The organism is Vibrio sp. 704 (genome assembly GCF_033339295.1).
The window spans coordinates 721,017-741,100 of record NZ_JAWOUH010000001.1 but is presented as its reverse complement, the minus strand read 5'-3'; the positions used below and the strand labels follow the sequence as shown (position 1 = coordinate 741,100).

17 protein-coding genes are annotated in these 20,084 nt (G+C 45.9%); 5 read left to right on the top strand and 12 right to left on the bottom strand.

Annotated elements, in window-relative coordinates; genetic code table 11:
- Positions 1 to 108 precede the first annotated feature (108 nt).
- Both R7R24_RS03075 and R7R24_RS03070 read left to right on the top strand, forming a co-directional pair.
- Complete coding sequence (locus R7R24_RS03075; RefSeq protein ID WP_017820185.1) at positions 109 to 846, top strand: siderophore ferric iron reductase; 738 nt, start codon at positions 109 to 111, stop codon at positions 844 to 846.
- An 89-nt stretch (positions 847 to 935) separates the two neighbouring features.
- The gene (locus R7R24_RS03070) at positions 936 to 3,107 is read left to right on the top strand and encodes a TonB-dependent receptor (protein ID WP_005376064.1); all 2,172 of its coding nucleotides are present in this window, start codon (positions 936 to 938) and stop codon (positions 3,105 to 3,107) included.
- A gap of 49 nt (positions 3,108 to 3,156) precedes the next feature.
- Here the strand turns inward: R7R24_RS03070 and R7R24_RS03065 are convergent, their stop codons facing one another.
- The gene (locus R7R24_RS03065) at positions 3,157 to 3,348 is read right to left on the bottom strand and encodes a DUF2986 domain-containing protein (RefSeq protein WP_005376066.1); all 192 of its coding nucleotides are present in this window, start codon (positions 3,346 to 3,348) and stop codon (positions 3,157 to 3,159) included.
- Between the two features lie 136 nt (positions 3,349 to 3,484).
- Here R7R24_RS03065 and R7R24_RS03060 point away from each other — a divergent pair, with 136 nt between their 5' ends.
- Together R7R24_RS03060 and R7R24_RS03055 are read left to right on the top strand one after the other, a co-directional pair.
- Positions 3,485 to 3,994, top strand: a complete 510-nt coding sequence (locus R7R24_RS03060; RefSeq protein ID WP_054579612.1) for a GNAT family N-acetyltransferase — start codon at positions 3,485 to 3,487, stop codon at positions 3,992 to 3,994.
- A 14-nt stretch (positions 3,995 to 4,008) separates the two neighbouring features.
- Entirely contained in the window at positions 4,009 to 4,398 is a 390-nt protein-coding gene (locus tag R7R24_RS03055) for a nitrous oxide-stimulated promoter family protein (protein WP_054575964.1), read from the top strand.
- Positions 4,399 to 4,447: 49 nt separating this feature from the next.
- On the opposite strand, the gene R7R24_RS03050 is transcribed toward R7R24_RS03055, so the two are convergent.
- Positions 4,448 to 5,608 (bottom strand): MFS transporter, encoded by a 1,161-nt coding sequence (locus R7R24_RS03050; protein WP_033907039.1) that lies wholly within the window; start codon positions 5,606 to 5,608, stop codon positions 4,448 to 4,450.
- 176 nt (positions 5,609 to 5,784) lie between these two features.
- Positions 5,785 to 6,219: a thioredoxin TrxC gene (trxC, locus tag R7R24_RS03045; RefSeq protein WP_005387991.1), complete on the bottom strand. Its 435-nt coding sequence runs from the start codon at positions 6,217 to 6,219 to the stop codon at positions 5,785 to 5,787.
- 162 nt (positions 6,220 to 6,381) lie between these two features.
- On the opposite strand from trxC, the gene R7R24_RS03040 reads away from it, so the two are divergent.
- Entirely contained in the window at positions 6,382 to 7,476 is a 1,095-nt protein-coding gene (locus tag R7R24_RS03040) for a ketoacyl-ACP synthase III (RefSeq protein ID WP_054579613.1), read from the top strand.
- An 85-nt stretch (positions 7,477 to 7,561) separates the two neighbouring features.
- Here R7R24_RS03040 and R7R24_RS03035 read toward each other — a convergent pair whose 3' ends face one another.
- The 9 genes from R7R24_RS03035 to fdhD form a co-directional block, all read right to left on the bottom strand.
- Complete coding sequence (locus tag R7R24_RS03035) at positions 7,562 to 8,887, bottom strand: DUF1501 domain-containing protein (protein WP_064369238.1); 1,326 nt, start codon at positions 8,885 to 8,887, stop codon at positions 7,562 to 7,564.
- 9 nt (positions 8,888 to 8,896) lie between these two features.
- Positions 8,897 to 10,465, bottom strand: coding sequence for a DUF1800 family protein (locus tag R7R24_RS03030; RefSeq protein ID WP_191115817.1), 1,569 nt, complete (start codon positions 10,463 to 10,465; stop codon positions 8,897 to 8,899).
- 407 nt (positions 10,466 to 10,872) lie between these two features.
- Entirely contained in the window at positions 10,873 to 12,135 is a 1,263-nt protein-coding gene (locus R7R24_RS03025) for a hydroxymethylglutaryl-CoA reductase (protein WP_047101062.1), read from the bottom strand.
- 351 nt (positions 12,136 to 12,486) lie between these two features.
- On the bottom strand, positions 12,487 to 13,704 hold the full coding sequence (gene manA, locus R7R24_RS03020) for a mannose-6-phosphate isomerase, class I (RefSeq protein WP_191115816.1): 1,218 nt from the start codon (positions 13,702 to 13,704) through the stop codon (positions 12,487 to 12,489).
- Between the two features lie 124 nt (positions 13,705 to 13,828).
- Positions 13,829 to 15,169: an MFS transporter gene (locus R7R24_RS03015; RefSeq protein ID WP_191115815.1), complete on the bottom strand. Its 1,341-nt coding sequence runs from the start codon at positions 15,167 to 15,169 to the stop codon at positions 13,829 to 13,831.
- Positions 15,170 to 15,175: 6 nt separating this feature from the next.
- Positions 15,176 to 16,678 (bottom strand): signal transduction histidine-protein kinase/phosphatase UhpB, encoded by a 1,503-nt coding sequence (gene uhpB, locus R7R24_RS03010; RefSeq protein WP_191115814.1) that lies wholly within the window; start codon positions 16,676 to 16,678, stop codon positions 15,176 to 15,178.
- The gene (uhpA, locus tag R7R24_RS03005) at positions 16,678 to 17,286 is read right to left on the bottom strand and encodes a transcriptional regulator UhpA (RefSeq protein WP_172563821.1); all 609 of its coding nucleotides are present in this window, start codon (positions 17,284 to 17,286) and stop codon (positions 16,678 to 16,680) included. Before uhpA ends, uhpB begins: the two co-directional genes overlap by 1 nt.
- A 138-nt stretch (positions 17,287 to 17,424) precedes the next feature.
- The gene (gene uhpT, locus R7R24_RS03000) at positions 17,425 to 18,819 is read right to left on the bottom strand and encodes a hexose-6-phosphate:phosphate antiporter (protein WP_047101071.1); all 1,395 of its coding nucleotides are present in this window, start codon (positions 18,817 to 18,819) and stop codon (positions 17,425 to 17,427) included.
- Positions 18,820 to 19,225: 406 nt separating this feature from the next.
- Complete coding sequence (gene fdhD / locus R7R24_RS02995; RefSeq protein ID WP_191115813.1) at positions 19,226 to 20,056, bottom strand: formate dehydrogenase accessory sulfurtransferase FdhD; 831 nt, start codon at positions 20,054 to 20,056, stop codon at positions 19,226 to 19,228.
- Positions 20,057 to 20,084 lie beyond the last annotated feature (28 nt).

The following is a 20,084-nucleotide window of genomic DNA, read 5'->3' as shown; positions in this document are numbered from 1 at the left end:
ACCCTAAGAGTGCTTCTTTGTTATGAAAACGCAAAGGATAATAGTTTGCATTGCGATTGGTGCTTGGGTATAAAGGTGTCAGAATGACTACACCAACAATAAGCCATCATGTCTGAGCAATTTTTCCCGCAACTGTTTCAAACTTCGAGTGAGATTACACCTTACCTACACGGTGATATCGGCGAGATAGGGCAAGAAGCTATCCATATCGAGAATGATATCAACCCGATCATCCAAGGCCTTTACCAGCAAATCTCGGAGGCTCATCCGGAAGCGGGAAAAGCATATTGGTTGACAAGAACGTGGGATTTACTTTGTTGGCAGCCAGTTTATGTCGCATTCATCTCTATTTACGGTTACCACACGTTGCCAAACATTCGCGAGATAGCGCAGCACCTCAAACCTTGTTTTGTTTCTGGGTACCGATTCGCCGACGAAGCGCATATACATGGCGAGCCAGAAGCGTTGATAAAAGAGGCGGGGCGTCAAATCCGAGAACTGTTCGACTTCTATCAACAAGAGATGAGTCAATGGACACGCATTCGTCCTGGCTTCACCCATCAATTGATGTCGGACGGAATCATGGCTTGTTTAATTCGTCTCCAACAGCGCTTTCCGCAAATGACTAACTCGACACTTCAGGAGCATGCGGTCTTGTGGCTAAGCGCAATGGGTTTGGATGTTGATAATAGCCGCTCACTTCATGAGACGGGATCTGATCAGCCGCTAAAGTTAGTAAGAAAAAGTTGTTGTTTAGTCTATAAGTGTGAAGGCAGAAAGCTTTGTGCAGATTGTCCTCGTTTAGAGGAAAATCGACAGCTTATGAGCAAGAAGGTTCTTAATTAACATTTATTTAACTTGTGTAACAGTGCTCGATTTGAGAGTGAGAATAAGTATCATTGCATGCTCTTGTTGACAACAAAAAGATAAATACAATGATGAAAAGGACGTTTTCTTTCAATCTCATCGTACTTGCGATGAGCAGTGGATACGCAGTTAGCTCAATAGCAGCAGAAGATCTTCAACAAACATCGACTCCGAGCGATGAGCAATTGGTTGTTGTAGGCAGTGTGATGCCGAAATCGATCTCCGATATTCCAGGAACGGTTTGGTTTGTTGGCCAAGAAGAGATTGCTCAGCAATATCGTGCGGGCAAGACACTGGGTGATATTCTTTCTGCAACCATCCCTTCTTTAGACGTCGGCACCGGTGGTCGAACTAATTATGGTCAGAACCTTCGCGGTAGAGCAATGTTGGTAATGATTGATGGTGTCTCGTTACAGTCTTCTCGCCCGATTAGTCGTCAGTTAGACGCAATAGACCCATTCAACATCGAGCGAATTGAAGTACTATCTGGTGCAACCTCCATTTATGGTGCAGGCGCTACTGGTGGTGTTATTAACATTATCACCAAGAAAGCGTACTCGGATGACTTGTCGTTTGAATCCTACGTGAGTGGCACTACAGGCTTTAATAGCAGCGATGACTTTGATTACAAACTCGCTCAGTCTATCTCGGGTGGTAATGAGCGAATTACCGCTAGAGGTTCGGTTGTGTACACCGAGACACAAGGTGCATTTGACGCAAATGGCGACATTGTCACCCCAGACATTTCACAGGGCTCCTTGCAGTATAATTCAACGCTCGATGTTATGGGATCGACCGAGATTCAAATCTCCGATGCCAGCAAGTTAAACCTTGTCGCACAATACTATGACAGCCAGCAAGATTCGCCATACGGTTTGTACATTGTTAACAATAAATTTGTTGATGTACGAGAGGGGTTCGATTCCGACCGTGAACATGGTACAGAGCGAGTTCTCTTAAGTGCGAACTACGCTCACGACAGCGTATTCGGTCATCAACTGATAGGCGAGTTATCTTACCGTAGTGAAGACCAAACCTTTACTCCTTATTACCAAAGTGCCTCTCAACAAAAAACAGAAGTTTTTGCTGGGCGCTTAGCGTTAGCTAAAAGCTGGGAGTCATTCAAACTTGTTTATGGTGTCGATGCGTACTTAGACCGTTTTGAAAGTAACCAGGCTCTGTTCGATCCAACCATTGCGAACAGCTCTGGGAACTTAATTAATCGAACCTATGCCGAAGTGGGGCGTTACCCAGATGTTGATGTGGCGTCTTACGCAATGTTTGTCCAAGGGGATTACCAAATCAATCAAGATTGGTCAGTACAAGCAGGCTACCGCTACCAATACATGGACAATAAGATTGATGATTTTGTTGCCTATAGTATACAAAAGAAGATCGCATCGGGTAATGGTGTATCAGCGGATGCGGTACCAGGTGGCAGCACTGACTACTCTGTGAGCTTATTTAATTTGGGCACCATTTATCAGCTTAACGATGAATCTCAGCTTTGGGCGAACTTCTCTCAAGGTTTCGAACTCGCTGATCCTGCAAAGTACTACGGCCAAGGTAGCTACGATGCCGCGGATGCAAATGGTCACTACGCGTTGAACAATAGCATTAACGTATCTGACTCAAAAATGTCGGGCATCAAAACGGACAGCTATGAAATCGGTTACCGATTAGATACCGATACTGTCGCACTGCAAGCGGCGGGTTACTACTCGGTGTCGGATAACTCAATCAAGTATGACAAGAAGACGCTCCTAATCACCAATGTTGATGACGAGCAACGTGTATACGGTGCCGAAGCAAACATTAACTACTGGGTAAACCGTGATATTTTGTTAGGTGCATCAGGTCACTATGTGGTTTCTGAGCTGAAAACCAACGGTAAGTGGGAAGATCTAAGCGCGGGTAAAGCAAGTACATCAAAAGCGAACGCGTGGGCGGCTTACTATCAGGATGGCTATTCAGTACGTTTACAAAGCCAGACGATGTTTGATTACGAAGATGACGCAAACAATAAACTAGATGGATACACTACGTTTGATCTTCTTGGTAACGTAACACTACCTATCGGGCAGTTAGGTTTTGGTATTCAAAACCTATTTGACGAAGACTACACAACCGCTTGGGGACAACGTGCGCAGATTCTTTATGCAGCACACTACGATGCAGCAGCGTACGACTACAAAGGAAGAGGTCGCACATTCACACTGAACTACAGTGTCGAATACTAAAGCTAACTCTCTCCGAATATCAAAAAAGCCGCTGAAAGCGGCTTTTCTTTTAGGCTTGATCTGTCTGCGCTGTGTCTACAACGTTTTCCGTGTGTTCTGAAGCTTGGTTTTGTTCTTCAGCTTCCATTTTCGCGCGTTCAGCTTTGGAGATATAACGCGGCTTATTGCTCTTATGTAGCTTAGCGTTATGCTTCTTCTGCTTCGCTTTCAAGATCTGATTGATTTTCTTCTTGCGGTTCATGGTGGTGGTCCTTTAATTTAGCGAGGCAGGATAGTTACTTTTTTATCAAGTTACAACTAAATAAGCGCCGGTATCGGTCGCAAAATTCAAGTACGTTCCTATGTCCAATCATCTATCGCGTTTTAATGGAGCCCAAATGAAAACACTGTACACCGAACGTTTGATACTGCGTCTTGTGAGTGTAGATGATGCACCATTTATACTAGAACTTTATAACCACCCAGACTTCTACCGTTTTGTCGGAGACAAACAAATTCGTACCGAATATGAAGCGGCGCGTTACATAAAAGAAAACATGCTACGCATGCAACAAATTAAAGGCGTGAGTTTACTCGTTGTAGAGAAGAAAGAAGATGGGCAACCCATCGGGATTTGTGGGTTGGTTAAACGTGACACATTACAATACTATGATCTCGGATATGGATTTTTACCTTCCGCTTATGGCTTCGGCTACGGAACGGAGTCTGCAACCGCAGTGCTGGAATACGCTAGAGAGGAAATGAAACTCGATAATTTGGTTGCCATCACCAATAATGACAATATTCGTAGTATAAGTTTGCTCAAAAAACTGGGCTTTGAGTTTGAACGAGTTGAGCAGCAATATGATAATGGCCGCACGTTAGAACTTTACACAATGATGTTGTGATTTTTGGATAGCGCATGAGCGATATTTTACTTGGCAAACTCGCCACTGAATTTAAGACAGTAAAAGCCATGGTAGAGGTTTACTGTCATGACCATCATGGAACAAAACGTGACTTATGCTCAGAATGTCGTGAGCTGCTTGAATACGCAGAAGTGCGCCTCGACCGCTGTCCTTATGGAGAGAATAAACCGACGTGTAACAAATGTCCGATTCACTGCTACAAACCAGAGCCGAAAGAACAAATGCGTTTGGTCATGCGTTACTCTGGCCCCAGAATGTTACTGAAACATCCCATCTTGGCGGTTCGTCATTTGCTTCATGAAAAGCGCATGGTACCGGAAAAGCCTGCAGCGAACGCGTCAAACCGTCACAAGCGTTTATCTAAACAAAAATTCGAAGAATAAAAAAACGAGGGCGACATGCCCTCGTTTTCGTTGAGTAGAAGCGGCGTGGTTAGAGGCCAGCGGCCATACGCTGCTTGGTTTTGCTCGCAGCAAGTAGCATGTATACGCCAGTCGCAACCAAAGCGGCAAACAAGTAGCCTAGCAAGCCGTGTTCTTGGCCCATGAATTTATCAGCGACAACAGGACCAGCAACAGAGCCGATGCTGTAGCTAAACAGCATGACTTGTGTCGCAGAGACAATAAAGCGTTCATCAAGACCTTCGCAACCTAAGTTGATTGCAATCGGGTACAAAGCAAAAGTAGCTGCACCTAAAAAGAATAATGCAGCAGCCAATACCACGGCTGACGAGGAAATAAACGTCATACCGATCGAAAAAATACCCAAAATACAGAAAAACGCCATTAGCACTGTGCGGCTCATGTATTTGTTTAACGCGGTCACCATTGGTTGAACTAGCATGCCACCTAGAATCACTAGCGCCATCAATGTACCAATGTCTTGATGGCTAATTTTACGGTTAGTTAACTCAACTGGCATTAATCCGTAGATCGCGCCTAAGGTCAAACCTGAAACAACACAACCAATAATTGCTGCATGGTTTAGTTTGGCAATTTGCTTAAATGATAAAGCGGTTGATTCATGGCTGTTTGGCTGCTCACACTCAATGAACATTAGCACCAGCATCGCCATTAGGATCAACGTCGTGATCGCAATAAACGGAACGCCGCCACTTACGCCAAGCACGCCAATACCAAACTGGCCTAATGCTGAACCACCATAAAGCGATAGCATGTACAAGCTCAAACGTTTCGCACGCGATGCTTCGTCTCCAGACATTAGCCAAGACTCAACAATGACAAAAACACCAGCAACCGCGATACCCGCAATAAAGCGAGCGGCAAGCCACATCAATCCGTTAGCAAACACGGGTAGTGTGACTATAGTTAGCGAAAATACGGCCAAGCAACCAATAAACGCGTTACGGTGACCAACTTGACGTACGATACGTTCAATAAAAATAGCACCGGTTAATAAGCCGCCATAAAACACACTCGCCAACCAACTCGCGTAATCTGCTGAGATGTTGTATTCACCGAGCATGAGAGGGATCAAGCTCATTAAATAGCCCGAAGCCACCGCATAAAGAGACAGTGCGACGACTGGAACTGTAACTCGTGGTGATGCTGCAGGAACGACTGTGTTTTCCACTGTTTTGCGCCTATAAGTTAAATGAAATCTAAGGGTTATTCGGCGCGAATATGAGGCTAATAGTTAGGCAAGTAAAATGATAAATTTAAGTCGTTTCGATAAATAATATTTGTTAACTAGATAGGTTGATAAGTTGCATAAAAACGCCAACCTACAAACAAGGTTGGCGTGGAAGATTATTTAGTAAGTGCTTGATTTAACCATTGATCGAATTGAGTTTTAGGTAACGCACCATTGATCATATCAACGCGTTGACCATTCTTGAAAACCATAATGGTAGGAATACTGCGAATACCAAATTGCGTCGCAAGTTGTTGTTGAGCTTCGGTATCAATCTTAACAAAACGAGCCGTTCCGGCTTGCTCATGAGCAACATCAGAGAAAACAGGAGCAAAACCAACGCACGGGTTGCACCATGGGGCCCAAAAATCTACTACAACAGGCATATCACTTTGTAATAGAGCAGAAAAGTTATCTTGTGTACCTTCGATAGGCGAGCCGTCTAAAAGTGCACTTTTACATTTACCGCAAGTTGCAGATTCGGCAACGCGCTCATTAGGGACACGATTTAGACCGCCGCACGAAGGGCAGCGAGTTTTAAACGATGACATGACTTCTTCCTTTATTACGTATTGATGAAAACATGACTTACCAGTCAGCCTCATTATTTGTATACTTATTTTTTAACCTGCCGAAATAACGCAGCGCAGGTTTATATTTGAGCCTAAGGTTCTAAGAAATTTTATTAAAATACAACAATAAATAGGTCTGCGATGACAAATTATTACGCTGAAATTACAGGTTGGGGGAAATGTGTTCCGCCAGCCGTGCTCTCTAACGATGATCTTAGCACTTTCCTCGATACTTCCGATGAGTGGATTCGTACCCGCACTGGTATCGAAAACCGCCGTATTAGTCATGTAAACACGTCAGACATGGCGACCGTTGCTGCTAAACATGCATTAGCTCGAGCAGGCGTCGATGCAACAGACGTGGATTTAATCATTGTGGCGACTTGTTCACCAGATTCATTGATTCCAAATATCGCGTCTAAGGTACAGCAGAACCTAGGTATTCGTGCAGCCGCTGCCTTTGACTTAAATGCCGCATGTACGGGATTTGTCTATGGCCTAGAAACGGGCACACGTTTGATTCAATCAGGTAACTATCGTAACGCGATCATTATTGGTGCGGAAAGATTGTCTTTCTACATCGATTGGGCAATGCGAGATACCGCTGTTCTATTTGGTGATGGTGCGGGCGCCGTTGTGTTATCAAGAACGGAAAAAGAAAAGGGTTTACTACAGTCTCAAATCGGTTGTGACGCAAAAGGCCGCGATATTCTGTCCGTACCAAAGTTTGGTACTTGTATGGATCGCTTTGCGGAAGACAACGGTTACTGGGATTTCAACTTTGTAGGACAAGAAATTTTCAAACGTGCGGTAAAAGGTATGGGGCTAGCTGCGAAAACCGTACTGAAAGCATCACAGTTAACGACGGAACAAATCGATGTTGTGATTCCGCATCAAGCGAATATTCGTATTATTCAAACCTTGTGCGACCTGTCTGGAATTCCACACGACAAAGCGTTTGTTAACATTCAAAACTATGGCAATACTTCCGCTGCGACGGTGCCAATTGCATTGTGTGAAGCGGTAGAGCAAGGTCGAGTTAACCCAGGTGATAACATGCTTCTTGCTGCGTTTGGTGCAGGTTTGACATGGGGTGCGGCAGTATTGAAATGGGGTGACCGCGTAACGCCAATTGGTGAAAGTGATGCGGTTCTGCCTGAATGTGAGCAATCCGCGCTAGAATTACTTGAGCGTGCCATTAAGCTGTGTAACGAACGCCGTCGCGACGAGGTGTAACGGACACTTTGCAAACATAAGATGAGTAAGGGAGCGCGAGGCTCCCTTATTTGATGATGTGTTCTACAGCTACCTGTAAAATATCTTACGACATAAAACCCAGGTTTGAATGGGTAAAATTACGGATGTTCGGGAACACGTATTCCAGTGCAGCGTTATCACTCACGCCCATCCACTGTGCTAGTGTTGAACCAACTTGATCAGCGGCAATTTTGGGTATGAGTCGGCCTTGAGAGTAATCATCGTTTCCGCCCAGTATTAGTTCCGGCCATGTACCGATAGGTTGTTTCCCATTTACCGCGCCTCCAATTAATAGTTGATGGCCACCCCAGCCATGATCGGTACCATTTCCGTTGCTCATCATCCGTCGACCGAAGTCAGACATAGTGAAAGAGGTGACTTGCTTGTTTAGCCCTAACCGTTCGACTACACGATACATTGCTAAAAGGTTTGTCGCGAGATCCTCAAGTAGCACTGGATGACGTGCCAGTTGCGAATCGTGTAGGTCATACCCAGAGTGTTTAACGAAAAAGACTTGTCGTTGCTGCTTCAGGACATCTTGGCTTGCTATCAATTTGTACACGGTTTGCATCTGCTTGCCGAGCGTCGATGACGTAAACAGCGGCTCGTCAGCAATGTGGTTGAGTTGCTCGCTCAGTACACTGCTCATTACCATCGACTCATCAACCATCAAATTAAAATGACCATTAAATGGATTGTCAGTTTGATGAGAGAGAAGGCGATCATAGATACCTTTGTATAAAGGGCTATCAATCGCGGTAAGCTGAACTGCGCGATCTTTTTTCAGGACGGTTTGGCGGTGTTCCATTGCCCGTAACCAAAGCGAGTTGCCATGCACACTGTATAGCGGTGTTATTTCTGATTCAGAGTTTAATACATCCAACATTCTGCCAGCCCAACCAAGATTTTTAGACTCGCTCATTCCACCAAGTAACCAAGCGTCTGTTTGAGAATTATGAGAAAACAGTTGCTCGGGAAGTGATGCTTCACCTTGCTCAATAGCTTGTTTGGTGACGGGATGGTTGAGAATGCCACTATTGAGCACGATGCTGGCATCGCCTTGTTCGAAAACGGAAGTTAACGCATTTAACTTTGGGTGTAAGCCGAGCTTCACTGGGTGATTTGAGCTATCGACAGCACTTAAATTGATAGGGAGTATGTCTTCTTTGGCGACAGAGAGTGGCCCTCTGACTTTGGAATATTGACGATAGTGCGCCTCCGATAATGGCAGTATGGTGTTGAATGCATCGTTTCCGCCTGCTAAATACACACATATTAATGCTCGAAAGTCATTGGATGGCGCTGCGAGAGAGTAACCTGGCAGACTAAGAGAGGCTAGTGCGCCCATCGATAGCGTGCTTTGTATAAAATGTCGTCGTGAAATATCCATAATTCACTCCTAATCCTGAATATAGAATTCGTCGCCAGAAATGGCGGTAAATATCACTAGAGCGAGTTTTGTTGTTGGCACATAGTCCCCACGATAATCATTCAGGGCGGTGAGCATGAGCTCTTTCAATTCAGCAGAAGCCGTTCCAGCAAAGAAACGCTCGTTAACCAATTCGACTAAGGCACGGTGATCGTCCAGAAGAAGATAAAACTCGTTAAGATCGAAGTGGTAGGAATCACCACCTCCTCTACGAGTGCTGGTTAACATATAGTTGACCAAATCGGTATAAACAGACCAATTGAGAAGTTCATACTCTGGAGAGTTAATACCAGACTCCGTAAACTCGTTAGACGGCTGATAGTCTGGAGAGTAAAAATTAAACACGGAAGGAGAACGAAGCGGCCCTTGATTAGCGATGTTCATCATCGTTGTTGCGTCTTCGTAACGTGATCCTTTAATCGTAAAACCTGATGCTCGATGAAAATTAGTCAGGACCAGTATCGGTTCTTTCACTTTTATAGGCGGGGTATCCGTCATCCCTAATGCTTCAGGGTCGAGCAATATGGCTCGAACAACGGCGGTTAGATCGCCTTTTTCTCCTTCCCCATTGTTGTTAAATATCGTAGCAACACGCGCGACGTACTCTAGGCTTGGATTTGAACTGACCAAACGTTGGATAAGTAACTTTGAAACAAATGGAGCAACATTTGGGTGAGACATCAACATATCAATCACTTTTGAAAGCTCTTCTTGTGCGGTTAGACCCGATGGGATCACGTTCCCTAGAAATCGCTTCTCGCCGGTGTCGTGTCTTTGACTGATAACTCGCATCGGTTTCACGAATGCGATGTCGGAATTTTTCCATCCAGTTAATGCTCGCGCGAGCTCTTGAATATCAGTTTGATTGTACGTGGGGATAGGTTTGCCTGTTGCGTGGTTTAGCTTTTTACTGCCATCTAAATTGAGTTCATACAAACCGATAGTGAATAACTGCATTAACTCTCGAGCAAAGTTCTCATCGGGAAGCGTTCCTGTCGCACTATTTTCTTTTGCACTACCGAGCATAGACAAATAGCTCCCCATGACTGGATGGATGGAAACGTCATACAACAGGTCTCGGTAGTTGCCAAACGCATGCTCAACCAACAGATCGTAGTAATTCACTAACCCTGTAGGTTTGCTGGAAAGAACGCCGCCATAACGAGAAACGACTACGATCTGACTCAATGCATAAGCCGTTCGCTGTCTGAGCTGATCTTCAGCAGTAACAACAATCTGATACCAAGCATTTTCTCGGTTTGACTGTAGGCCTTTAGAAAAAGGCGTTTGATAAAGTGGTTGATGGTAGGTTGCTGGCAGGTTGATTTGTTTCTGTATCCAGTCCTCTAACCCGTTTTCCCTAACCTCATTAATTAACGCAGGAGTTGGTCCAAAAGAGGTTTGATAGAGAAAACGCGCAACGGTTTGATCGGATGGGGATTGCTGTATTTGTGCTGATACATTAGGCACATGGCTCAGCAATAAGATAGCCAATCCTAGTACCCAAGCAGAGATTTTATTTAGCTTCTGACGTCTCATAGTTAACTCGCTTACCCGAAGTAACGATTTAAGTCCATTTAACGGGAGTTATTAAGCTCTTTTGAGCTGTTTAGTAAATTTATGAAAATCAAGCAGCTGCATAGGCGAGTATAGTAGCTATAAGTGGTGAACAAAAAACTCAAACGATGAATTTGGTACTATAGTGCTAGAAGTTTTTGATGCTATTTTTTCTAAGATACTGATATTTAATATGGCCAATGAAGAGTAACAAGCAGAGATATCGCAATGGATATAGAAGGGGGACAGCTAAAGTACTGTTAACAAGAGATTGGTATGTTTGTTAAGGCTTAAGTTAGTTTCAAGAAATTATTGAGCCAATAAATAAAGTCCATTGGTTTGCACAAGAGAAAACCACACGGATGTTCTCTTGTACAAAGCAACAAAGGTTATTTTCGGGCAAGCTTATGGTGAGCACGAGAAAAGTGATCGGCACAAAATGCGCCCACGATCGAGAGTTCGCCAGCCAGACAAAGCGCAGCTGCGACTTCGGCTAACGCTTTCGCATTGCCGTTGCCGTGCAAACCCAAAATATCCAAACATGCTTTTTGTGTTGGAAGGCCAGTACCACCACCAACCGTCCCCACCATGATGTTTGGCAAGGTCACGCACGCGTACAAGTTGCCTTGAGCGTCCACATCCATACGAGTGATTCCAATGGCAGACTCTGCAACGCAAGCGGCATCTTGACCACAAGCAATGTACAGCGCGGCAAGCGCGTTTGCGTAATGCGCGTTGACGCCAATTGTCCCGCTGAGTAAACCGCCCACTGTAGTCATTTTGCCAAATTGAACCATAGACTCCGGCGTCGTATGCAGATATTTTTCCACCAACTCAGCAGGAATGGTCACTTCGGCGGATACTTTCTTACCGCGTACCGAGCGCAGTGTGTGCGCGTTTGGTTTTTTGTCGCCTGATAAGTTGCCATCCAAGAATGCTTGAGTTGGTTTGATTGGGCTGGTCGCCAAAATATGATGGAACACTTCGTTTGTTGCGATGGTCACCATGTTTTGTCCGGAAGCGTCACCAGTCACGTATTCAAAGACCAAATAAACGTGGTTTCCTTCGATATTTACATTGATGTCTTTGAGTTTGCCATGTGAGGTGGTGGATTCCGCAATTTGACGAAATGCGTCAAACTGGGTCACAACCCAACTGACGAACTGGCCAGCGTCGGCAAGGTTATTAAAGGCGAACACTGGCGTTCGGCTCACCCCTTCACTCAGCAACAATGCGCTCGCGCCACCAGCGGCGGTAATAAGATTTGCGCCACGGTTGTAGGAAGCGACTAACGCGGCTTCTGTCGTTGCGAGCGGAACCAAAAAGTCATCGTTCGCATACAAGCCGTTGACGCGCAAAGGGCCTGCAATGCCGACCGGCACATTAACAGTACCAATGAAGTGCTCGATGTTGTTGGAGTAAGCATCGCAATGTGACTGCGTGAAAGGATCAAGGAGATGATCTTTATTGGTCACGTGTTCCAATACTTGCCAACGGCGCGCCAAATGCTTATCCGACAGGCCAGGGCTTAAGCAGAGACGTTTCTCTGGCTTGTGAAACTTCGGTTCTAATGCCGATTGAATCTTACTGCTGGTTTCGATATCGGAAAGGGCGGAGCTTTGAACAGGGTTATCTTGGTTTAACTTCGGCATACAAACGTTAACTGAAAAATCGAACCAGAGATTGTAGTGATTGAGGCTTTGATTACAACGTTGATTATACGTTTTGCAACAAATACCACTGTGCAAGCGCCTTTATTATCCAAGTGATTTGATATTGGAGCGACGAATTTACCGGACATAAATGGGTTTTGACAATGAATGTTGAGTAAATGGTAGATCCGGGAGGTTATGGTTTTTAGAGAAACTGGCCTGTAGGTGTTTGGATTCGACAAGGTGTAAGCATGAGTGCCTTAAGAGCGGAATGGTTCAATCTATGAAAGGAATAAATTGTCTAACCCAGTCCCTTGGGTCAGACGCTAGCTTGAATCTGTTATTCAGAAGTTAGTTAAATGCGCGAGCCACACGTCCCGCACTTTTAATACGGTAATGGCCAACGTAAGCAGGAACAAATACCGATTGTCCTTTCGCGGCGGTTAACGTCTCACCGTTATCACTGATGAGTGTCAGGTCGGCATCAATCGCCATCAAAATCTCTGCGCTGTTTGCCTCAACCACTTCATTGTTCGGTTGGTTAAGAATGCTGAAACTAAAGTCTGCCACTGGAACGGGATAAAGGCTCTGGCAACCATTTGCATTGGGTTTTAGGACAAGGCTGTGAAACGGCTTAGGCACAAAGTCTGTGCATTTAACCAGTTCTTCAACATCCATATGTTTCGGCGTGAGTCCTGCACGCAAAACGTTATCTGAGTTCGCCATGATCTCTAATCCCGTACCTTTAATGTAAGCGTGTGGCGTTCTTGCGCTCAGGAACATCGCTTCGCCAGGTTGCAGCGTGATGACATTCAACAGTAATGGCGCAAACAAGCCGACATCGCCAGGGTATTGAGTGGATAGATCCAAGATGAGCTGGAAAACGTCGCTGTCAGTGCCTTGCTCCGATTGACGTGAAGCGTGGGCAAGAAGCTGTTTCAGTGCTCGCTCTTTTGTTTCTCCTTCCATGGTAAGAATGTGCACAAAGAAATCGCGTAAACCTTGTGAGTTGATTTCGCGTTTGAATGTGTCAAGAGGCGCGCGTAGCTCATCGATATCGCAAAGGCTAAATGCCTCAATAATCTCGGCATACGAGCGAAAACCGTTCATGGCTTGGTAACTTGTCAGCGCGTACACCAACTCAGGTTTGTGGTTTGGATCCTTGTAGTTACGATGGCTTGCGTTTAGTGGGATCCCGGCACTTTGTTCTTTTTCGAAGCCTATTTCGGCATCTTGTTTGCTTGGGTGAACTTGAATCGACAGTGCATGTTCGGCCGCTAAGATCTTAAACAGAAAGGGTAGGTCGCCAAATTTCGCTGCGGTTTCTGCTGATAAGTAAGCGGGTTGGTTTTGTTTGATCAGTTCAGACAAAGGCAGCGTGTTTTGCTCAATCTGAACTTCAGAGCAGCCGTTTGGGTGAGTACCCATCCATACTTCTGCTTGAGGCTCATTCGTTTCGTTAGAAAAGCCAAACAAATCGTGAATAGAAGAGGTGCTTCCCCAAGCGTAGTTTTGGATTTTGTTGTTCATTTGAAAGAAGCTATGCGATGAAATAGTGTTCAAATTCATGAATTTTTCCCATAGTTAACCCTCCGAACTGAATCGGAAGAAAAATTGAGCAGAGATACGTTAAATAAGGAGGGCGAGCGCGGTTAGGTCACTCGCCAATTTGCCCGAAGGGCGATAAGTCGATTTACAACCGAGGCTTTGGTTCGAGTGGTTTTCGTGATGGTTGCGCTTGCAAAAATGGCAGCAACAAAAGGCCAATGACGGCTGCACAAACTGAAATGGTGATGAAGAAACCCGTCCAATGATATTCTTCAAGAATTAACGCCAGTGGATAACCAGACAATGCTGCGCCCATGTAGGCGAACAAGCCCACGAATCCTGTTGCCGCGCCGGCAGAGTCTTTGTGAGAGCACTCAGCCGCTGCCATACCGATCAGCATTTGTGGCCCAAAGACAAAGAAGCCGATGGAGAACAATCCCGCCGCTTGGAATGCAAAGTTGGTCAGAGGCATTAGCCAAAGCGCAGAGACAGATAAGAAAATCCCAATCGCGAACAGCAAGTTCATTGGCCCACGGTTACCGCCAAAGAGTTTGTCTGAGCCCCAACCCGCAACCAATGAACCAACAAAACCGCCGATTTCAAACATAGACAGAGCAGCGTTGGCATTAATCAGGCTATAGTGATGCTGCTCGGTCAAGTACAGGTTTCCCCAGTCATTGATTGCGGTTCGGACGATGTAAACCAACACATAACTGAACGCGAGCAGCCAGATGTATTTGTTGTTAAATACGTACGATTTCAGAATTTCGCGGTAGGTGAGGCCACGTCCGTAATTTTCTTGCGCAAGTTCTAGTGCGTCGTTGCGCCATTGGCCGACACTTGGTAAACCCATTGTTGTGGGTTTGTCGCGCAATCGCCAACAAACGAATAGACCGAGAAATACCCCGATGATGCCGGGTAGAATAAAACCTTCACGCCAGCTGTAGTGCAACGTTAAATAGCCCACCAAAATAGGGATCAGCGCGCCACCAACGTTGTGTGCGGTGTTCCAAATCGCCCATAAGAAGCCACGCTCGGAACGTGAATACCAAGTGGTTAACAGTTTGGAGCATGAAGGCCAGCCCCAGCCTTGGAACCACGCGTTTAAGATCCACAGAGTAATGAAAGCCGCGAGTGAGCTAGAAAAACCGAACGCGATATTGACCAGACCTGTCGCAATCAATCCTAATCCCATGAAATAACGAGGGTTAGAGCGATCCGAAATCGTGCCAGAAATAAACTTCGAGCAGCCGTAGCTGATGTAGAAAAGTGTACCGATAAGACCCAAATCGCCTTTATCTAAGCCAAGGTCGGTGATCATCGCTGGTGCGGCGTAGTTAAAGGTCTTACGGGTAAAATAGAAACCTGCGTAGCCGATGTACATCCCCAACATAATGTGCAAACGCCAATGGCGGTAACGCTGGTCGATTTGCTCGTTGCTCAGACTCGGTTGAGTAAATTTAGGTGAACGTAAAAATCCAAACATCTTGAGTTACACCTTAGGTAAAGTAATGCTGATTTGTGTGCCGATCACTTGATCGCTGGTGGAGTAGATAACCATTTTTCCACCTAACGCGTGCACACGCTCTTGCATGCCGCGAACGCCCATGCCTTTCATACTGTCCTGAACTTTGAAACCGACACCATCATCGTGAATCATTAGTGACACCGCCGCTTCTCCGATCGTCAGTTCAATACTGATCAACTGCGCTTCTGCATATTTGGCGGCGTTATTCAATGACTCTTGGCATAAACGGAATAGGGTGACTTTGAGCGTGTCACTCAAGTTGGTGTAATCGCCTTGCCAGTTCAGTTGAACAGTCGTTCCGTGATTGGCAAATTCCATCTCTCGCGTCAGTTGCTCGACGGATTCTTTCAAGTCCAAATCATCCAGCATTTTTGGTCTTAGCTTGCTTAACAGTCGCTTAGTGGTGTCGTACACGTTGAGGGAAAGCCCTTCGATCATGTCGGCGCAACCCACGCTTGTTTCGGCGTTATTTACCCGCTTAATGATGTTGGCTTGTGTGCGGATCGCCGTGATGTTCTGTCCAATTTCGTCATGTAGCTCGCGCGCAATATCGCGTCTTACCGATTCTTCCGCTTTGATAAGCTGGCGAGACAAATTCTGATTGCGTGCAAGTTCGCCGCGCAGTTTGTGATTGAGGTCTTTTTGTTTCTGAACCCCTAAGCCGAGCATAATGCCGGTGATGGTTTGCGCCGAGAGAGATAATAACAAATCGGTGATTTCTAGATTTGATACGCCGCTGCGAGCCGCAATCAGCGCAATGCTGTTGAGCATGGTGGCGAGTAGAGCACCTTGCCAGCCGTAACGCAGAGCAAGCACGATGATTGGAATCGCCATACAAAACGGCGCAAATCGTTTTAGCTCTTCAGGCAAACTGGTTTGCACCAAAATACTGCCGATCAAAAGCAGCGCATAAAGCACGATATGACGCACCTGAAATACAACGGCATTACTAAGTAGGAGAGAGCTAAGCGGAGACCAACGACTTTGGAACAAATAACTCCATAACAAGTAGCACATAGGCACCACGAGCAAGCCTCCAGAAATGCTAGCCAGCCATACCATGTAAACCGAAGGAACGTGAAAACCAACGGCCATCACATTAATAAACGCACTAATGATAATGACTGCGCTCATCACGGCTAAATGGCGGTTTTGGTCTCCGTAGTAGTATTTTTTCGCAATCAGAGTGACCGGGATACTGGCAATGCTCGCAATCAGCACGGTAAGCCACTGCGGTTGACCCAGTAACATCGCAAGTGCGATGGAAAGCCCCCACTCCGAAAGGTAAATCGTCGGCCAATAAGCGGTGCGAGTGTGTAGGGCGACACCTAATCGTAAAGCGAAAGGAAACAATAAGATCGCCAGCTCGGGATCATTGACAAAGTAATAGGCAATCACCCACAAGCAAAACCAGGCGCAAGCCATAACAAAAAGTCCGCAAATGGTGGTAACAGCATAAGCTCGCATTAAAAGGACTCTTTAGAAAATAGTTTGGCGAGCTCAACGTTGTTTTTCACGCCGAGTTTGTCGATGGCATTCGCACGATGAACATGCACGGTCTTGTGGCTCAAGCCAAGCTCTGCCGCGACAGACTTCACATCCAACCCATTGGCAAGTAGCTGACATACCTCGTTTTCACGTTTTGTCAGTTGGCATAGAGAGGTGGTGTTGTCGCTAGGCGTTGCAAGTTTAAGTGCAATATCTGATGTGAGGTAACAGCCGCCAGAAGCACTGGTTCTCACGGCTTGAATAAGTTCGTCTGGGCTACAGCGTTTACTAAGATAGCCTTTTGCACCTAGCTTTAGTGATTTTTCCACCATCGCAGGGGAGTCATGCACGCTAAGCATCACGCAGGCAATGCCAGTTGGTATTTCGCTGAGAAAGTTTAAGCCGCTTTCATCTGGCATGGAGATATCTAGGATGACGACGTGTGGGTGTACCGCAGGCAACCCTTTTCGCGCTTCGGCGACAGAGCCGAATTCACCAACAACGGTAATATCACTTTCTAAATTTAATAATTGTGCGAAACCCGAACGCACGATGACGTGATCATCAACTAGAGCAACATGAATCATTATTACAACCAAATAGAGCAGACGACTAACAACAATAAGCTCCAACGCGAGCCAATAGAAAAACCTTTAATGATACTGAATTGATCAACTCATTTTAATGATCTTGCGCGCTTTACCGAAGTAAAGCGCGCAGAGAAGTTAGGCTTGGTTTTGTGCAAGTTGAAGCTTCTTCGCGTGTCGAATCTTCCTCTCTTCCGCGATAGCGACGAAAGCAAGCAAAACAATACAAATCATGGCGGAGGTATCTAGAGCTGCGAAGGTACCTTTCCAACCTGTTAAGCCGAAGATAGGTGTACCGTCTGCAATCATACCGAGACCAAGTTTCGCGAAGCTGTCACCGATTAGGTAAGCGAATGTACCTTTTACGCCGTCAGCCACACTGATTGCTTTTTTAGGGACAAAACCAACCGCGGCAACACCGATAAGAAGTTGAGGACCAAACACCAAGAAGCCCAATACAAATAGAGAGGCTAAGTACATGAACTCGCTAGTGGCGTGTTGGTAGAACTCAAGCGATACGATGATCAAACCAAGAGACACACAAGCAACCAATGCGCGGCGACCGTTTGCTAAGTCAGATAAGTAACCCCACATCAAAGTACCCACAAGCGCACCGACTTCGAATAGAGTAAAGCCTGAGATTGCCGTTTCTTTTGACAGACCAAGCTCTTGGTACGCGTATACCGTTGACCATTGGTCGATACCAATACGCACGATGTAAAGGAAGATGTTTGCAAAGCAAAGTAGCCAGATAACTTTGTTTTTAAGAACGTATTCAACAAAGATTTCTTTCTTGGTCATCTGGTTTTCTTCAGCAGCGGTGTCTTCTTCACTCACTGCTTCATCGAAAAGTTCTTCTACTTTACCTAGACCGTAAGCTTCTGGAGAGTCGCTACCAAAGCGCATACCGATAAAGCCGACGATGATCGCGATGATAGAAGGGAACACGAACATGCCGATTACGTGGCCGTCGAATAGGTAGTTAGCACCGAAAAGAGCAACACCCGCTGCGCCCGCACCACCAACGTTGTGTGACATGTTCCACAAACCTAGGTAAGAGCCGCGTTTGTTACGAGGTGTCCATTTTGTAATGGTTGAGTAACTAGAAGGGCCACCAGTACTTTGGAAGAAACCACTTAGAGCGTAGAAAGCCACCATCAAGAACAGGCTTGCACTACCGCCGCCCATGCTGAAGCTGAAACCAAGCATTGCAAGACCAGAAAGGATCAGCATAAAAGGGAGGAATTGCTTGGTGTTCTTACCGTCAGCGTAGTAAGACACAACGGTTTTACCGATGCCGTATGTGATGGAGAAGCCAAGGCCAATAAGACCTAGGTCTGTCATGCTCAAACCGTAAGTTGAGATCATGTCGTTTTGCGCGACATTGAAGTTCTTACGAATCAAGTACATGGTTAGGTAGCCGATGAATACGACCAAGTAAGATTGGATGAACGGTTTAAACCACATCTTTCTTCTAACTTCGACAGGAAGATCGAGGGTCGGCTTCCGCACCTGTTCGAGGAATTTTAACATGATGAACTCTCTTGTAATTGTTTTAGAAACACAACGGCGACCGTTATGCGCTCTTGTTACCTTTGACTGAGCGGAATTCTAGAGAGTGGTTTTGTGAGGCACATGAGATGGTTGCCTAGATCGGATAGGAAAAATTCCTAGAAATGCCTAGGAAGGCGGAAAAGCGTGAAAAGAGTCACACAAAACCCTTACTAATTTATGGTTTTTTGACAGCGTTCTTATCGGATTGGAAAGCGTTCAAATGCAAGCAGGTTAATATACGCAAGCTTAGTGCTGACAAGGGGTGAGCTCGTTTGGTTGGAGAGAATAGTGTCTTGTCGCTAAGTATCAATTGGGAACGAGAAGCAAACAACAGAGACCCAGAGGTCTCTGTTAGAAATATTAGGAATTCGGCTAGGTTGACGTGTTAAGGTGCAGGGCTGTATAGACGCGGCGAGCTGTGTTTTGGCAAGTGAATTAGGTTCAAATGGTTTCTTCTTGCCCATTCGACAGTTAACGCTGTAGGTGCAGATAAGCAAACCAGAGTGGGGATACGCGCGCGAACGGCTTTGTGGATCAACTCTAAGCTGCAACGGCTTGTCATGATTGCGAAGCCACTTTGAGGTTCGATGTGATTGTTGGCCAATGCGCCAATCAACTTATCTAGCGCGTTGTGACGGCCGATGTCCTCTCGGCACAACTTGATGTTGCCTTGTAAATCTGCAAATAAGGCGGCGTGTAACGCGCCAGATTCACGTGCGGCTTCTTGATGCAGTGCGACTTTGTCTCGCAGCCCTTCAAATACATCGGAGCGCGGAGGAAGAGACGGTGTTAGCGGTGCTAAATCAGGCAAAGCTTGTTCCAGAGCCTCGACACCACAAATGCCGCATCCGGTTGTGCCGGCAAGATTTCGGCGCTGTGTTTTTAACGCCCAGAAAGCGCGGTTGCTGATTTCCACTTCCGCATAGTGAGATTCGTGATCGCCACCAATTTCAATGTCTTTGATCTCTTTGAAGTCGTGGACGATGCCTGTGCTTAGGCTAAATCCTTTCACGAAGTCTTCCAGATGGCCTGGCGTCACCATCATGACCGCTTGGCTAATGCCGTTGTAGCTGATAGCTAAGGCGGATTCACTCGCCAGCGACATTTGTTGCACTGGGCGGCCATCAATCAATTCTCGGTAATTGAACGCACTTGGTTGAGGTGGTGCTTGATTGAAATCGGACAGTTCAAAATAAGATTGAGTAGTACATCTCATGAAATCACCTCATAAGCCGTTATGTATG

Excerpts from the sequence above, each read along its gene's own strand:
- R7R24_RS03075 (WP_017820185.1), top strand. The coding sequence starts at position 109 with ATGTCTGAGCAATTTTTCCCGCAACTGTTTCAAACTTCGAGTGAGATT.
- R7R24_RS03070 (WP_005376064.1), top strand. The coding sequence starts at position 936 with ATGATGAAAAGGACGTTTTCTTTCAATCTCATCGTACTTGCGATGAGC.
- R7R24_RS03065 (WP_005376066.1), bottom strand. The coding sequence starts at position 3,348 with ATGAACCGCAAGAAGAAAATCAATCAGATCTTGAAAGCGAAGCAGAAG.
- R7R24_RS03060 (WP_054579612.1), top strand. The coding sequence starts at position 3,485 with ATGAAAACACTGTACACCGAACGTTTGATACTGCGTCTTGTGAGTGTA.
- R7R24_RS03055 (WP_054575964.1), top strand. The coding sequence starts at position 4,009 with ATGAGCGATATTTTACTTGGCAAACTCGCCACTGAATTTAAGACAGTA.
- trxC (WP_005387991.1), bottom strand. The coding sequence starts at position 6,219 with ATGTCATCGTTTAAAACTCGCTGCCCTTCGTGCGGCGGTCTAAATCGT.
- R7R24_RS03040 (WP_054579613.1), top strand. The coding sequence starts at position 6,382 with ATGACAAATTATTACGCTGAAATTACAGGTTGGGGGAAATGTGTTCCG.
- R7R24_RS03035 (WP_064369238.1), bottom strand. The coding sequence starts at position 8,887 with ATGGATATTTCACGACGACATTTTATACAAAGCACGCTATCGATGGGC.
- R7R24_RS03030 (WP_191115817.1), bottom strand. The coding sequence starts at position 10,465 with ATGAGACGTCAGAAGCTAAATAAAATCTCTGCTTGGGTACTAGGATTG.
- R7R24_RS03025 (WP_047101062.1), bottom strand. The coding sequence starts at position 12,135 with ATGCCGAAGTTAAACCAAGATAACCCTGTTCAAAGCTCCGCCCTTTCC.
- manA (WP_191115816.1), bottom strand. The coding sequence starts at position 13,704 with ATGAATTTGAACACTATTTCATCGCATAGCTTCTTTCAAATGAACAAC.
- R7R24_RS03015 (WP_191115815.1), bottom strand. The coding sequence starts at position 15,169 with ATGTTTGGATTTTTACGTTCACCTAAATTTACTCAACCGAGTCTGAGC.
- uhpB (WP_191115814.1), bottom strand. The coding sequence starts at position 16,678 with ATGCGAGCTTATGCTGTTACCACCATTTGCGGACTTTTTGTTATGGCT.
- uhpA (WP_172563821.1), bottom strand. The coding sequence starts at position 17,286 with ATGATTCATGTTGCTCTAGTTGATGATCACGTCATCGTGCGTTCGGGT.
- uhpT (WP_047101071.1), bottom strand. The coding sequence starts at position 18,819 with ATGTTAAAATTCCTCGAACAGGTGCGGAAGCCGACCCTCGATCTTCCT.
- fdhD (WP_191115813.1), bottom strand. The coding sequence starts at position 20,056 with ATGAGATGTACTACTCAATCTTATTTTGAACTGTCCGATTTCAATCAA.